Genomic DNA, 13,487 nt, shown 5'->3' with positions numbered 1-13,487 from the left:
CCATTATAGTAAAATATAGCAGTTCAAACAACTTTCGGAAAGACTACTTTCGCATGAAGTGTAAAATAGAGGAGTGTGTGACAATGGCTTTAAATGATTATGTAGGGCAGGTATTAACTTTAACTGTTGCAAGGTATGCCCAGTTTGGCTACTTTTTAACGGACGGAGAAGAAGATGTTCTGATGCATGAAAATGATACGGAGCTTGAATTAAAAGAGGGCGATGAAGTAGAGGTTTTCTTGTATGCTGATTCCCATGGGCGAGCCTCAGCAACATCAACGATTCCGAAAATCAAAGTGGGCGAGTATGGCTGGGCAAAGGTTAGTGATACAAAGCCGGGACTCGGTGTATTTTTAGATATTGGCATCAATAAGGATATGCTTTTAGGGGAAGAGGATTTACCAACGAAGAAGTCCGTTTGGCCAGCGGTCGGAGATTTGCTTTATATCACATTGCGGGTCAATCGAAATAATCGGATTTATGTGAAGCTTGCAACGGATCCTGTCATTGATGAAAAGAGAGTCAAGGCAACCCGTGCTGATTTTAACAAAAATATTCAAGGGCATATTTATCGTACGGCAAAGGTGGGAAGCTGGATTTTTACTGCTGAAGGCTTTAAAGGCTTTATTCACGAGTCACAGCGTCTAGCTGAACCGCGACTCGGTGAAAAAGTTGAGGGCAGGATTATAGATGTAAAAGAGGATGGAACGATCAATGTTTCGTTAACTCCACGGAAACAAGAAGCATTAGGGGCAGATGCAGAGAAAATTTACTCTTATTTGCAGTCTAGGAATGGTGCGATGCCATATGGAGACAAAAGTATGCCAGAAGATATCGAAGAGCGCTTCGGATTGAGCAAAGGTGCTTTTAAAAGAGCTCTTGGTAAACTGATGAAGGACGGCCTTGTTTATCAAGAAGATGGCTGGACTTATGAGAAAAAGGAAATTTAGGATTGTTTGATCGTCACCCATAATTTTTATATTGTGAAGGAATAGAGCAAACCGTAACAACAATATGACAGTTTCTCCCTGCAGCAGTTATATCAACGCATAAAAACACCCCGAAAACCTGTGAGTTTAGGGGTGCAGTGTATTGAGCTTGGAGAAACCCTCACCAAAATGGACAACATTGCTTTATATAGAAAGACCTGCCACATAAGGCGGGTTAAATATGCCATCTTGGGCAGCACATGCTGTCATTGTGCGTTTGCACCTTAGACCCTTTGCTTTGCTGCTTTATCTTTTGATAAGTGTGCCTTGTGCTATTGATTTTCTATAGTGTCTTACATTTTTGCAAGTCGAAAAATGAAAAGAGAAAGGAGCCAAGGTATTATTTATATTATTGTAAGCTCTTTCCTCTATGCCTCTTAGTGTCTAAAAATTCATAATTCGATATTTCTCAATCAAATATTTTAACCAACTTATCGATTTCACCGTTGGCTTTCCTAATGACCTTGAGGGATACTCCATTTTTTGTAGCATGATTACGATTATGACAAAAGTGGCATTATCTCCATCGTTGAGATAATGAATTGGTTTGTTATCAAATAACCATTGCTTATTGGTCTTATCATAAGAAACGCCATAGTTCAAGTAAGCATTTAAAGAAGTATCGACATAGTTGGGATCGCCTTCGGAAGAGGCATTAGTAGGACCATTAACAATATCACCTGTATCATTTCCATTATGCTCTTCGGCGCTACTTGCGGCGCTTATTTTTTTTACAGAACTATTTTCCTGTGCAGCACCCTGTTTATTAGACATCTGTGCGTTTTTTATAGATTCCGTGTGTTTATCAAATATTTCTTGGCTCACAGGTGTAATACCAGTTAGCTCATAATCGGTATTTCGGACAGCCTTTAAATCCACGACACCGTTTGTTCGGGTAAATGAATTGTATGTGCCATCTGCAGCCAATTTATCAGAAAAGTATCGCACCAGCTTACCATCATAGTAGAAGCTGTCAGTTTGTTTGTCATAAGTCAAGCCGTATTTTTCATAAATTGCATACTTCTTAGCAGTATCTTCTTTTGGCTGCCGGTTAAGTTTTTCTTGTTCTTGTGCGAATGTTGGGGTATTGGTGGAATATGCTCCGGCTCCTGCATGATTATTTGCAAATGACGCTCCTGTCCCTAGCGTGCTTAATACAACTAAGCAGAGAATAAGAGCGCCTGCTCTTTTCTTACTTGTGTCCATAATGGAAAATATTCTTTTCTTCATCCCTCTTATTCCTCCGTAAAAATTTGTTGAGAATGCCGTTGGCATTCTTGATTGATTTTTGATAACTCCAATGATTGTTTCACTATATTGTTGCCTCGTGCCAATATCGGTTTTGTTTACTACCTCCGCATCACATGATATTTCGCATTGTGATGCGATGGCCTTTGCCATTATATATATTACAGGGTTAAACCAATGAACAGCGGTTGCAAAAAGCACCAGACTTTTAAACCATAAATCTTTACGCTTGTAGTGAATCAATTCGTGTTTGAGGATGAATGATAGTTCATCCTCTGAAAAGTCAGTCCACGGCAACAAAATGGCGGGTCTTACAAAACCGATCATCATAGGACTTGAGATACAGGAACAAATATATAACTTAACTGGCGTGGTTATTTTCATCTCTGTTTTAATCTTTTGTAAGGTTTCACTCATTTGTTGATCGGGCTGCTCGCTCCATCTGCTTACCATTTTAAGAAAGCGAAAATGCCTTAGCCCATGATATATCATAAAAGCCAAAAAACCGACTATCCATAGGAAAGTGCCGATTTGATACCATGAGATTGTCGACAGCTCTTGTGTCAGTTTGTTAGTTGTAATGGTTGGGTCAACGATATTCCCCGGATTTCCCGGTATCATTTGCTGAATATAAGCGGGTCCGTCGTTCATCTGAATCAAGGCTGTGTCGGGATGAAACCGGAATGGAATAATTAAACCTATCACGAGAACTAACCAGATGTAATACAACCATTTTGCAGAGTATCTTTTTGACAGCCATGGAGTAGCGGCAATGAAGACCAAAACGAGCACTGACATGGTAACAGAGCATTCAATTAATGCAGTCATAAATTCCTGCATATTACGTCCTCCGTTCCTTCACCCATTTCATCAATTCTTCAATGTCGTCGTCGTTAAGCTGTTTCCCATCATAAAGGGTATTGACAAAACTAAGAAATGAGTTTCCGTGATAAAGTTTCATAAAGTTACCTGTTTCAAACTTCAAATAGTCCTCTTTGTCTACCAGAGGGAAGTAGGTACGTTCCTTCCCATTCTTCTCCGTTCGCAAAAACCCCTTTTCTACCAGCCGGAGCATCAGAGAAATGACAGTCGGTGCCTTCCATTCACGCTTATTCCCTAACGCTTCCATAATCATGTTAGTTGTGATGGGTGGCTCGTTCGCCCATACTACCTTCATAATTTCGAATTCCGTGTCAGGCAGTTTTTTAAAGTTTCCCATTCATATCATCTCCTTTTTAGGCAATTGCCTATATTTATATTTTGCAGTTGTCTAAAATGAATGTTAATAGTATTGAGAAAATTTTTTACAATTGTCTAAAATGTATTTAACAAGGTATCAAACTTAAATTTTGTTTTCATCACTGTTTTGCAAAGGTTTTATAATCTGTTGGTTACTTAATCAGTTTTGTTTTCATGCGTTCGAGGAGGGCTATAAAAGGATAACTGTGGGCACAGTTGCAAATCTTTTGTAGATGAACCTACAAAAATTGCTTGTTGGCAGATTTCCTTAAACCATGCCACTTCGGGCCACATTGACCCGAAGTGACCGTTGCCATATAAAAACACCGCCTGTAATTTCACTAAGGCGGTGTCTAGTGTAGTGTGCTTGATTGCAGTGCTGATAAACTGGCTTATACGGAGAGAAAACCCCAGTGTGAACTGGTCGTTTGCCTTTTAAGATACATTAGGTCGTCTTGGTTTGGCGCCTAGCAAACTTCAATCCTCATTCAATGATAAGCGAAATTTATCTACTCCCGTATCGGATTTTCCATTGAAAGAAAGTCAATCCAGATTGGATGACGATTGTTAAAGAAGCTCCATTGAGTTATCTCTGCAGAGTATTAATTGCTTATGGGTTTTTTCGCTTCTGGTCTATAGATGGTCTGTTTTTTTGGAATATTGATGTTTTCCTGCTTTGCGATTCTTTTCGCGCATCATATTTTTTTCGTGACGCAAGGCGTTATGATCTTGCGCTTTTTTGTCGTTATCAGAAGTATGAGGCATGACAAATACTCCTTTCTATTGAAGAGTCGTCTTATTGTCTGCCATTTGAAAAAGGAGTATGTACTTCAAAACTTTCCAGTGTTTTAAGCTGGAAGCTCGTTAAGAAAAAAGATAGCAATCGTCCCTGGCCCAGTATGGGAACCAATAGCGGCGCCGATGTCTGTAATCACTACTTCCTCAACATTAAGTTCTGCTTTGATTTGCTCTTTCATATCGAGCGCCAGCTCAAGACAATCAGCATGACTGATTCCAATTGTTTGCTTATCAAAATGCTGACCTCGTTCTTTCATTACTTCAATAATTCGGCGAAGGAGTTTTTTTTGTCCCCGATGTTTTTCGATTGGAATCAACTTGCCGTCTTCCATGTTGAGCAGAGGCTTGATGTTTAAGAGACCGCCCATAAATGCAGAGGCTCTCGATAATCTGCCGCCCTTTGCTAAATGGTTGAGGTCATCTACTGTAAATAAGTGCTCCATATGCTCACAACGAAATTTAATATCTCTTTCGATTTCCGCAAAAGATGCACCGCTTGCGGCAAGTTTTTGCGCTTCCATAACAACTAAGCCACAGCCAAGAGAGGCACATTTTGAATCAATAATCGATAAGTTGAAATCTGGATATTCTTCCTTCACTTGATTGCGGATCATTACAGCCGTTTGGTAGGTGCCGGATAGCTCAGATGAAAAGGCAATATAGATTCCTTCCTCCTTATTCTTTGCCATTTCCTTAAAATATTCTTCGAATTTCAATGGTGAGGCTTGGGATGTCTTCGGCATTTCCCCAGAGCGAATCGCCTTATAGACGGTTGATGGATCGATTGTTAATAAATCCTCGTATTCCTTCTCACCTAAGTGGACACCAAGAGGAAAAAGGGTGACGCCGCTTTCTTCATAAAAATTCAACGGCAAATCACATGCGCTGTCAGCTAAAATTTTTACTGACATAGACTACACCTGCTTTCAAATCATTTCTTTTAGTTTATAGAATTTATGAGAAAAACTCAATGAATACTAGTAAAATGGCGTGATGAAAAAACTGAGCACATTTTGTCCAATTTGGCTGCACAAGAATCGCTAAAGATCATATTGCTTTGATTAAAGAATGTAGGGGATTGAAATAATAAAGATATAATCGATGTGCTTGATTAAGGAAGAAAAAGGAGGTGGTCAACCTGCTTCATGCGAAAAAAATGATTGTCATCATTATCGGAGCCCTTTTAAATGCGCTTGCGATGAACCTATTTTTAATTCCTGCCAATGTTTATGCAAGTGGTTTTACAGGGACGGCACAGCTGCTTTCGAGCATTTTTGGTGGAAGTATTTCCACTGGAATTTTATTGTTTCTTTTGAATGTGCCGGTGACGATTTTAGGTTGGCTAAAAGTAGGGAAATCATTTACGTTATACAGCTTTATAAGCGTCGTCTTGATGTCGTTATTTTTAGAGATTATTCCTGTCTACCAGCTTTCTTCTGATATCCTCTTAAATGCCGTATTTGGAGGAGTGATTTCAGCAGTCGGAATTGGCTTTACCTTAAAATGGGGAGCTTCTACTGGAGGATTGGATATTATCGCAATGGTGCTTTCAAGGATGAATGACCGTCCGGTGGGGACTTACTTTTTTACGTTAAATGGGTTAATTATTATTACTGCCGGCTTCTTATATGGTTGGGAAAAAGCATTATATACACTTGTCACCCTGTATGCGTCTACGAGAGTAATTGATGCCATCCATACAAGGCATGAAAAAGTAACAGCAATGATTGTGACGAAGAGAGCGGAGGAGTTAACAGAAGCGATTCATTCGAGGATGTTAAGAGGCATTACGATGATTCCTGCAAAAGGAGCATTTACTAAAGAAGCAAAAAATATGTTGATTATCGTGATCACACGATATGAATTATTTGAATTGGAACAAATCATTAAAGAAGTGGATTCCCATGCATTTACGAATATTGTACAAACCACAGGGATAGTTGGTTTCTTTCGCAGAGATTAACTGGCATGAAATGAATTACTTGCATGTATACTTTAGTACGAACTCCTTTTGCCTAATTTTTTATTGTCCGACAATTTTATTGCAAAAAAAGTAAGCAAACGTGAACAGGAGGAAACGTAATGTTAAAGCAATTTACTTTGTTATTCCTGATTCCCTTTTTCGTGAATTTAGCATTTGGTGATGTGCAGCAAGAAGAAATTTTTCAAAATGTTCAGGTGGAAGGTGAACTAGGAGAGTATCGTGTTAAAGGAAAAGTAAGTGCAGACGCAGGAAAGTTATTTTACACTGTTGAGGATGGGCATTATCAATATATTAATGAGAAGGTGCTGCCATTGGCGGAGAAAAATTCAGCCATGGCTTTATTCGAACTGGAGATTAAAATTGCAAAAGAGAAGCTTCCGAAAAATGCAACTTTAATTCTCCATTTATACGAAAAGGATAAGCAGGGAAGGATCATTCATTCCTATCCGGTTGTGTTAGAACAAATATAAAAAGCTGGCCCCAGGCCAGCTTTTTATATTAAGTCAAATGATCAAGCTCATTTTGCAGCTGTGTTAATAATCGTTGCTCCGCTATAGTTGAATTGGCAAATGCCGAAGAAATCGCGTTTCTGGCCCGTTCGACAGCAGTATGCTGACCACTGCCCGTCGCATTTTTAGCCATATCTACCGCATTTCTTGCTTCGATAAAAAGTCGGTTGGCCATGGTTAAATTCCTCCCAATGAGGAGTCTTTCACATTTGCCATTTTCTTTGCCTCTGCTTCTGCATAGGTGGTGTGATAAGGAATGCGTTCATCATGTTTCGAAACAGCGTCAACCCCGCGTTGTACAAAACGTCTAGATTTGCTACTTCTACCCATTGCAATCCCTCCAGCCTTGAGCTTGTGAAACAGCTAGCAGCTGTTTCACGTCTTAGTATGCTCACAACTTTGTAAGTCATACAAGGGGAACATTCTGGTTAATCGCTATGATTGCTTTATAATGCTTTCAGATTTAGCAGTTCATTTAAATAGACAGCGACTCCATCTTGTTCGTTTGTTAATATTGTATCATTAGCAATATTTTTTAATTGGTCAATGGCATTGCCCATTGCGATTCCACGACCAGCATATTCAATCATCTCTAAATCATTGTCCTCATCTCCAAAAGCAATAATTCGCTCTTTCGGAATATTCATATAGTCGGAAACTTTTTGGATTCCAACGGCCTTATTTTGACCATGTCTCACAATTTCGATGACATGCCATGGAGCAGCCCAGCTTCGATGGTCTATCAATTCAGCATGAATATCGGAAAGGTGAGAGCGAATTGTTTTTAAATGTTCTTCCTCAGTATGGATAAGCATACTCGTTGGAGAATCGGTTAAAAATTCGCGTAAATCTCCTGTTGTAATGGATGGATTTCCCATTGAAAATACATCCAAAAGTTTCTCATCATGATAATGGAAATAGACCTCATCAATGACTTCAGCAACGATATTGTGGAATTGATAGTGGTAACAAATATCGACAACTTCTTTTGCAACTTGAATATCTAATGGTGTGTGATAAGCACCCCAATTTTTTGCAAGTGGATGGTGGACAAATGCTCCATTAAAATTAACAATCGGTGTATTTAAATGCAGTTCATGATAATACTGTTCACTGGAACGATAAGGTCTTCCAGTCGCTATCATAACGACATGTCCATCTTCTTTTGCCTTTTTAATGACTTTTTTTGTTGCTTCTGACAACGTTTTATCATCTGTTAATAAAGTGCCATCTAAATCTAATGCAATTAAATGTTTTTCAGCCATAAACGTCTCCTTCGTTATGATGTTATATTTTATCCATTGGCTTTGTTATATGTCGGTGCTGAGTTTTATCAGTTACATTGTTTAACAAAGCCTATCATTAACCATGAATAATGTAAGGTCTTATCCTAAGTGTAAAGCTTTAGGAATTTATTCGTCTACATGTTACACTAAAAATATAGGAAAACTTTACATAATAGGCTCTATACTTGAGCAGTTAATGTATTCCTACTTATAGGTTACCAATTTTCGCAAAGTTTTGTAAAAGAATTTGTTTATCATCATTTGTTTGGAGGGACTCGCAGTTGATCATTATAGAAAATAAATCAATCGCTGATATTCCATTATTACATGTAGTAGAGCAGAAAAACAATGACAAGTCTCTTCCGTTTATTCTGTTTATCCATGGATTTGAGAGCGTCAAGGAAAATAACTTACATTATGCTTATTTACTGGCAAACAAGGGATTTAGAGTGGTGATGCCAGAAGCAATCTACCATGGAGAGAGACAGACAGGATTAAATTCCCTAGAGATGAATATTAAGTTCTGGGAAATTGTCACAAAAACGATTGATGAGCTTCAATTAATAAAAGACTATTATGAAAGTGAAAATAAAATTATTCCAAATCAAATTGGGTTGGCAGGAACATCTATGGGAGGCATGATTACTTTAGGAGCTTTAACTCAATATTCGTGGATTAAAGCTGCTGTCAGTTTGATGGGGATGCCTTATTATGAACAATTCTCACAATACCAAATTGAACAATTTGCGGCTAAAGGGGTGAAGCTACCTTTTACGGAACAAGAAAAAGAAGCAATTCTGGAGCATTTAAGAACATATGATTTAAGTATGCAGACGGAAAAATTAAATGAGCGCCCATTGCTGTTTTGGCATGGAATGAAGGATCCGATTGTGCCGTATAAGTACACGTATCAATTTTACGAGAGCATTAAACCGCTCTATCAGCATAGTCCAGAAAATCTTCAGTTTATTACGGATGAAAAGGCTGATCATAAAGTAAGTCGAGTTGGCGTTCTTAAGCTTGTCGAATGGTTTGAGAAGCATGTTAAGGAAGCTGAAATTCTTGAAATGACTAAGTAAAAAATAAAGTTTTCGGTCAAATGATGATTGGTTTTTCTCTCTGATTCCATGATGCGATGGAGAAAACTTGTGTTCCTTACGTTGTTTCACGGAATTTGAAGACCTTAATGACGGGTGAGACCTTGGTTTCAAACGGAATGCCAAAAATCAACACAATATCTAACAAAGCAAAAAAAGGTTATCGTTTGAAAACGATGGCTTCTTTGTCTAAGATGATAGGTATAGTGAAGTAAGGCTATAACGAAATGAGGAGTGAAAGATATGGAACAAGAATTAAAAGATAGCATTATGGGAGCATTAGAACTTGTTGTAGACCCAGAGCTTGGTATAGATGTTGTAAATTTAGGCTTAGTGTATGATGTAGAAATGAATGAGGAAGGGATGGCAACTGTAACGATGACCTTAACCTCCATGGGGTGTCCGTTAGCAGGAACGATTGTTGATCAAGTGAAAGCAGCCCTTGCAGAAATTCCAGAAGTAAAAGACACAGAAGTGAATATTGTTTGGAATCCACCTTGGACAAAGGACAAAATGTCTAGATATGCTAAGATTGCATTGGGAATTCGCTAATATAAATTTATATCGTTGAAATTTGCATAGAGTTTTTTAGATAGCTGAGCCCATTTTGTACGAAAGAGCTGTTTTGTACAAAATGGGCTCAAAATCGTTAATAGTTCCCGATATTTGTGATCTCCTTCACTTTTTTATGAAATGAGAAAGCATATACTTCTTTTATAGGGGCTTTTTTGGTTTTTATTGAAATAAGCCCATTGAAAAGAAGGGAGTCATTTGTAAATGATATTTACGAGAGATTTTCATAAAGACCCTTTTATCGTAATTTGGGAACTCACAAGGGCCTGTCAGTTGAAGTGCCTGCATTGTCGGGCAGAAGCCCAATATAAAAGAGATCCGAGAGAACTTACATTTGAACAAGGGAAGGATTTAATTGAACAAATTTATGAAATGAATAATCCAATGCTTGTATTTACAGGTGGGGATCCTCTAATGCGTCCGGATGTTTTTGACATCGCTGAATATGCTGTTAAAAAAGGAGTGCGGGTCTCTATGACCCCGAGTGCGACTCCAAATGTGACGAAGGAAGCAATTGAGAAAGCAAAAGAAGTTGGACTTTCACGTTGGGCTTTTAGCCTGGATGGGCATAACGCCAAAATACACGATCATTTTAGAGGTACTGAAGGTTCTTTTGATTTAACAATGGAGAGAATTCGTTATTTGCATGAGCTGGAGATCCCGATTCAAATAAATACAGTTATTTCAAGGTATAATGTTGAATACTTAAATGAGATGGCACAATTAATTGAGGAATTGGATTGTGTGTTATGGAGTGTTTTTTTTCTGGTGCCAACCGGCAGAGGGCAAGAAAGCGACATGATATCACCGGTGGAACACGAGAAGGTATTTATATGGCTTCATGATTTAAGCAAACGGGTTAGGTTTGATATTAAAACAACAGCGGCTCAGCATTATCGTCGTGTATTTATTCAGCAAAAAATGCGTGAAGCAAAAGGACAAGCAGATGAAATCCGTTACTTAGATGCTTTAACTGAACAAGGCTTAACAGGTTCAATTGATGGTTTAGGAAGAGCTCCAAAAGGGGTTAATGACGGAAATGGATTTGTTTTCATTTCTCATATCGGGGATGTTTACCCTAGTGGCTTACTGCCAATAAAAGCTGGAAATGTGAAGGAACAGCCGCTGGCAGAAATTTACCGTGAATCTCCTATTTTTAAGGATTTGCGAAATCCAGATAAATACAAAGGCAAGTGTGGCGTTTGCGAATTTAGATACGTTTGTGGCGGGTCCCGTTCACGAGCTTACGCAATGACCGGGGATTATTTAGAAAGTGAGCCATTCTGTGTCTATATTCCAAAATCGTTAAGACAAAAACAAAAATAGAGTGTCGTGGTGGTGTCCCCAGAAGTTTATTATTGCACTAACTTTTGGGGGAACAGCACGGCTCACTCTATTTTTATCATTGCATAAAAAGCGTCAAAGAAGTGGAATTACTCAATGTTGCAATAGATGATCGGGCAATCTTCACAGCCAATCTCGTCCTTTAAAAACTGTAAATCATGAATGATAATTTTCCCTTTGGTAACGGAAATGATATTCTCCCTTTTTAGTTCGTTCAATATCCGGTTCGTACTCTCACGGGAAGTGCCGCAAAAATTGGCAAGTTCCTGATTGGTTAAAGGTAAGTCGATTAAAATTCCATCGGATAAATGAACTCCATAGCTGTTTGTCATTCTGATAAGAGTGGAGTATAGCGCACCTTTTTTGCCATTGAGAACGAGGTCGCGAAACTTTGTTTGCGTTTTCCTAGAGTGATCACTCATCCACTTCATAAATTCAAAAGCAAGTGAACCGTTTCTAAGCATTTCCTTTTCAAGAGTATCTTTTTTGACAGCTGCTATTTCCGCGTCATCAATAACAAGGGCGTTTAACATATATTTGGGGGAATGTGTAAAAATCGATAGTTCCCCACAAATATCATTCGTACTGCATATCCGTAATGACAGCTCTCTGCCATCTGCTGAAATTTTGCTGATCTGGATTTTTCCTGAAAGAATGATGTAAACTTCATTTGCAGTCATTCCTTCTTGATATAAAAAAGTTCCTTTTGCCATTTTAAAGCGTCGGTCGGTCAATGTAAGCATTTCTTTTATTTCCACTGATTGTGTGGCTTTTAATTGGTACGTCATTTGACTCGCCCCTTTGTTTCATCATCCGTTAACATCTTTGTTCCCTAAGAATGCCCTATATAAATGGGAGTGTCAATTGAATCACCGAATATTTAACAATATGTTCACGTTTTAAATGGTAATAATAAATCTGTTATTTTCATGGTTACGGGATTTTGATAATATAAGGGATTGGCAAAATATATTGCAGTGGGGCAGTAAGGGCTTTTGATTAGCTAAAAACTACCGGATATGCCAATAGAAATTAAATTTTGTATTCATTACATAAGGAACGGATAGAGAAAATGTTGAAATAGGAAAAATTGGTAAGTTGTTGACAAGTTTATGACAATAATTCAATTTAGCACTATAAATTTAGGTTTTATGATGTAATAACATTATGAAGCTTTGCTTAGTGAGAAAGGTAACAGTAATCGAAATAAGTAATTGTTAATATAATAGATAAACCACTCTATAGCATGGAGTTGATGGGATTGGCGAAAGTGAAGGATAGACTAAAGAGACCATTAAGAGATTTGCGAATTTCTGTAATAGATCGATGCAATTTTCGCTGTCAATATTGTATGCCGGCTGAAATTTACGGCCCCGATTTTGTATTTCTTCCTAAAAGTGAATTATTATCATATGAAGAAATTGAAAGATTGGCGCAAATTTTTGTTGAATTGGGCGTGGAAAAAATTCGCTTGACTGGCGGTGAGCCTCTTCTGCGCAAAGATCTCCCATACTTAGTTAAGTTGCTCTCAAGAATTGAGCATTTAAAAGATATCGGTTTAACGACAAATGGAGTTCTCCTGCCTAAGTATGCAAAAGAATTGCAGGCGGCTGGATTAAAGCGTGTTAACATCAGTTTAGACAGTCTAAAAGATGAATTGTTTGGTCAAATCAATGGTCGAAATGTGGGTGTTGGACCTGTCCTTAAGGGGATAAAAGCTGCTCAAGAGGCAGGGCTTGGCGTGAAAATTAATATGGTTGTAAAAAAGGGTTTGAATGATTCAGAAATCATTCCGATGGCTCAATATTGCAAAGATAATCATTTACAGCTTCGCTATATTGAATTTATGGATGTTGGGAGTTCCAATGGTTGGAAAATGGATGATGTTGTGACGAAAAAAGAGATTTACGACATTTTGCGGGAACACTACTCCTTAGTTCCAGTTGATCCAGATTATTATGGTGAAGTGGCAAAACGCTATCGCCATCAGGGAACAGATATTGATGTTGGATTCATTACATCTGTGTCAGAATCCTTTTGTTCAAGTTGCACACGCTCAAGATTGTCCGCAGATGGCAAAATTTATACATGCCTCTTTAATGGGAATGGTCATGATTTAAGAGATTTTATGCGTTCAGGTGTTAACGACAGACAACTGGCAGAGCGAATCTGTGAGGTCTGGAATGGCAGGGATGATCGCTATTCAGATTTAAGAACGGCGGAAACAGTTGCCAATCGCAAAAAAATAGAAATGTCTTATATTGGTGGATAAAAAGGCTGGCTCAAAAGGTCATGTAAAGGTACTGCACCCCAGAAGTTAGAGTTAAAAATCTAACCTCTGGGGTGTTTTTGTATGGCGAAGTATAGTGAAGAATTTAAATTAAAAATTGTAATGGAATATCTAAGGGGCAAACTAGGAT

General features: G+C 38.2%; 15 protein-coding genes and 1 riboswitch. Of the genes, 7 read left to right on the top strand and 8 right to left on the bottom strand.

Going from position 1 to position 13,487, the window contains the following annotated elements; translation table 11 throughout:
* Positions 1–83: 83 nt before the first annotated feature.
* Positions 84–950, top strand: a complete 867-nt coding sequence (locus tag FCJ93_RS09720) for a CvfB family protein (protein WP_095309972.1) — start codon at positions 84–86, stop codon at positions 948–950.
* A 228-nt stretch (positions 951–1,178) separates the two neighbouring features.
* Positions 1,179–1,266, bottom strand: a riboswitch (cyclic di-GMP riboswitch).
* 107 nt (positions 1,267–1,373) lie between these two features.
* Here FCJ93_RS09720 and FCJ93_RS09715 read toward each other — a convergent pair.
* The 4 genes from FCJ93_RS09715 to FCJ93_RS09700 form a co-directional block, all read right to left on the bottom strand.
* Positions 1,374–3,077 (bottom strand): M56 family metallopeptidase, encoded by a 1,704-nt coding sequence (locus FCJ93_RS09715; RefSeq protein ID WP_095309973.1) that lies wholly within the window; start codon positions 3,075–3,077, stop codon positions 1,374–1,376.
* 1 nt (position 3,078) lies between these two features.
* The gene (locus tag FCJ93_RS09710) at positions 3,079–3,456 is read right to left on the bottom strand and encodes a BlaI/MecI/CopY family transcriptional regulator (RefSeq protein WP_095309975.1); all 378 of its coding nucleotides are present in this window, start codon (positions 3,454–3,456) and stop codon (positions 3,079–3,081) included.
* A gap of 653 nt (positions 3,457–4,109) precedes the next feature.
* The gene (locus tag FCJ93_RS09705) at positions 4,110–4,241 is read right to left on the bottom strand and encodes a DUF3941 domain-containing protein (RefSeq protein ID WP_137743587.1); all 132 of its coding nucleotides are present in this window, start codon (positions 4,239–4,241) and stop codon (positions 4,110–4,112) included.
* Between the two features lie 83 nt (positions 4,242–4,324).
* Positions 4,325–5,185: a DegV family protein gene (locus FCJ93_RS09700; RefSeq protein WP_095309978.1), complete on the bottom strand. Its 861-nt coding sequence runs from the start codon at positions 5,183–5,185 to the stop codon at positions 4,325–4,327.
* 245 nt (positions 5,186–5,430) lie between these two features.
* Between FCJ93_RS09700 and FCJ93_RS09695 the strand changes: the two genes are divergently transcribed.
* Both FCJ93_RS09695 and FCJ93_RS09690 read left to right on the top strand, forming a co-directional pair.
* A complete protein-coding gene (locus tag FCJ93_RS09695) occupies positions 5,431–6,237 on the top strand; it encodes a YitT family protein (protein ID WP_137743664.1) in 807 nt (268 codons plus the stop codon).
* 119 nt (positions 6,238–6,356) lie between these two features.
* Positions 6,357–6,728 carry an intracellular proteinase inhibitor gene (locus FCJ93_RS09690; protein WP_095309979.1) on the top strand — a complete coding sequence of 124 codons (372 nt, stop codon included), beginning with the start codon at positions 6,357–6,359 and terminating at the stop codon, positions 6,726–6,728.
* Positions 6,729–6,756: 28 nt separating this feature from the next.
* On the opposite strand, the gene FCJ93_RS09685 is transcribed toward FCJ93_RS09690, so the two are convergent.
* From FCJ93_RS09685 to FCJ93_RS09680, 3 genes are all read right to left on the bottom strand, one after another.
* Complete coding sequence (locus tag FCJ93_RS09685; RefSeq protein ID WP_095309981.1) at positions 6,757–6,942, bottom strand: DUF3813 domain-containing protein; 186 nt, start codon at positions 6,940–6,942, stop codon at positions 6,757–6,759.
* A gap of 2 nt (positions 6,943–6,944) precedes the next feature.
* On the bottom strand, positions 6,945–7,097 hold the full coding sequence (locus FCJ93_RS24975; RefSeq protein ID WP_170211279.1) for a hypothetical protein: 153 nt from the start codon (positions 7,095–7,097) through the stop codon (positions 6,945–6,947).
* Between the two features lie 116 nt (positions 7,098–7,213).
* Positions 7,214–8,032 carry a Cof-type HAD-IIB family hydrolase gene (locus FCJ93_RS09680; RefSeq protein WP_137743586.1) on the bottom strand — a complete coding sequence of 273 codons (819 nt, stop codon included), beginning with the start codon at positions 8,030–8,032 and terminating at the stop codon, positions 7,214–7,216.
* 302 nt (positions 8,033–8,334) lie between these two features.
* Between FCJ93_RS09680 and FCJ93_RS09675 the strand changes: the two genes are divergently transcribed.
* The 3 genes from FCJ93_RS09675 to FCJ93_RS09665 all read left to right on the top strand — a co-directional run bounded on the left by FCJ93_RS09675 (position 8,335) and on the right by FCJ93_RS09665 (position 11,049).
* Entirely contained in the window at positions 8,335–9,132 is a 798-nt protein-coding gene (locus FCJ93_RS09675; protein ID WP_137743585.1) for an alpha/beta fold hydrolase, read from the top strand.
* 261 nt (positions 9,133–9,393) lie between these two features.
* Positions 9,394–9,702 (top strand): metal-sulfur cluster assembly factor, encoded by a 309-nt coding sequence (locus tag FCJ93_RS09670; RefSeq protein WP_095309987.1) that lies wholly within the window; start codon positions 9,394–9,396, stop codon positions 9,700–9,702.
* A gap of 225 nt (positions 9,703–9,927) precedes the next feature.
* A complete protein-coding gene (locus FCJ93_RS09665; protein WP_137743584.1) occupies positions 9,928–11,049 on the top strand; it encodes a TIGR04053 family radical SAM/SPASM domain-containing protein in 1,122 nt (373 codons plus the stop codon).
* Between the two features lie 107 nt (positions 11,050–11,156).
* Here FCJ93_RS09665 and FCJ93_RS09660 read toward each other — a convergent pair whose 3' ends face one another.
* Positions 11,157–11,855: a Crp/Fnr family transcriptional regulator gene (locus FCJ93_RS09660; protein ID WP_137743583.1), complete on the bottom strand. Its 699-nt coding sequence runs from the start codon at positions 11,853–11,855 to the stop codon at positions 11,157–11,159.
* 467 nt (positions 11,856–12,322) lie between these two features.
* Here FCJ93_RS09660 and moaA point away from each other — a divergent pair, with 467 nt between their 5' ends.
* The gene (gene moaA, locus FCJ93_RS09655; protein WP_137743582.1) at positions 12,323–13,339 is read left to right on the top strand and encodes a GTP 3',8-cyclase MoaA; all 1,017 of its coding nucleotides are present in this window, start codon (positions 12,323–12,325) and stop codon (positions 13,337–13,339) included.
* Positions 13,340–13,487: the final 148 nt, after the last annotated feature.

Origin of the sequence: Robertmurraya siralis, from assembly GCF_005502275.1 — a bacterium.
In the GTDB taxonomy this organism is placed as follows: Bacteria; Bacillota; Bacilli; order Bacillales; family Cytobacillaceae; genus Robertmurraya; species Robertmurraya siralis.
This window is presented reverse-complemented; position numbering and strand designations above follow the sequence as displayed.

Excerpts from the sequence above, each read along its gene's own strand:
- FCJ93_RS09690 (WP_095309979.1), top strand. The coding sequence starts at position 6,357 with ATGTTAAAGCAATTTACTTTGTTATTCCTGATTCCCTTTTTCGTGAAT.
- FCJ93_RS09660 (WP_137743583.1), bottom strand. The coding sequence starts at position 11,855 with ATGACGTACCAATTAAAAGCCACACAATCAGTGGAAATAAAAGAAATG.
- FCJ93_RS09720 (WP_095309972.1), top strand. The coding sequence starts at position 84 with ATGGCTTTAAATGATTATGTAGGGCAGGTATTAACTTTAACTGTTGCA.
- FCJ93_RS09685 (WP_095309981.1), bottom strand. The coding sequence starts at position 6,942 with ATGGCCAACCGACTTTTTATCGAAGCAAGAAATGCGGTAGATATGGCT.
- FCJ93_RS09680 (WP_137743586.1), bottom strand. The coding sequence starts at position 8,032 with ATGGCTGAAAAACATTTAATTGCATTAGATTTAGATGGCACTTTATTA.
- FCJ93_RS09695 (WP_137743664.1), top strand. The coding sequence starts at position 5,431 with ATGATTGTCATCATTATCGGAGCCCTTTTAAATGCGCTTGCGATGAAC.
- FCJ93_RS09715 (WP_095309973.1), bottom strand. The coding sequence starts at position 3,077 with ATGCAGGAATTTATGACTGCATTAATTGAATGCTCTGTTACCATGTCA.
- FCJ93_RS24975 (WP_170211279.1), bottom strand. The coding sequence starts at position 7,097 with ATGGGTAGAAGTAGCAAATCTAGACGTTTTGTACAACGCGGGGTTGAC.
- FCJ93_RS09665 (WP_137743584.1), top strand. The coding sequence starts at position 9,928 with ATGATATTTACGAGAGATTTTCATAAAGACCCTTTTATCGTAATTTGG.
- FCJ93_RS09705 (WP_137743587.1), bottom strand. The coding sequence starts at position 4,241 with ATGCCTCATACTTCTGATAACGACAAAAAAGCGCAAGATCATAACGCC.
- FCJ93_RS09710 (WP_095309975.1), bottom strand. The coding sequence starts at position 3,456 with ATGGGAAACTTTAAAAAACTGCCTGACACGGAATTCGAAATTATGAAG.
- FCJ93_RS09700 (WP_095309978.1), bottom strand. The coding sequence starts at position 5,185 with ATGTCAGTAAAAATTTTAGCTGACAGCGCATGTGATTTGCCGTTGAAT.
- FCJ93_RS09670 (WP_095309987.1), top strand. The coding sequence starts at position 9,394 with ATGGAACAAGAATTAAAAGATAGCATTATGGGAGCATTAGAACTTGTT.
- moaA (WP_137743582.1), top strand. The coding sequence starts at position 12,323 with ATGGGATTGGCGAAAGTGAAGGATAGACTAAAGAGACCATTAAGAGAT.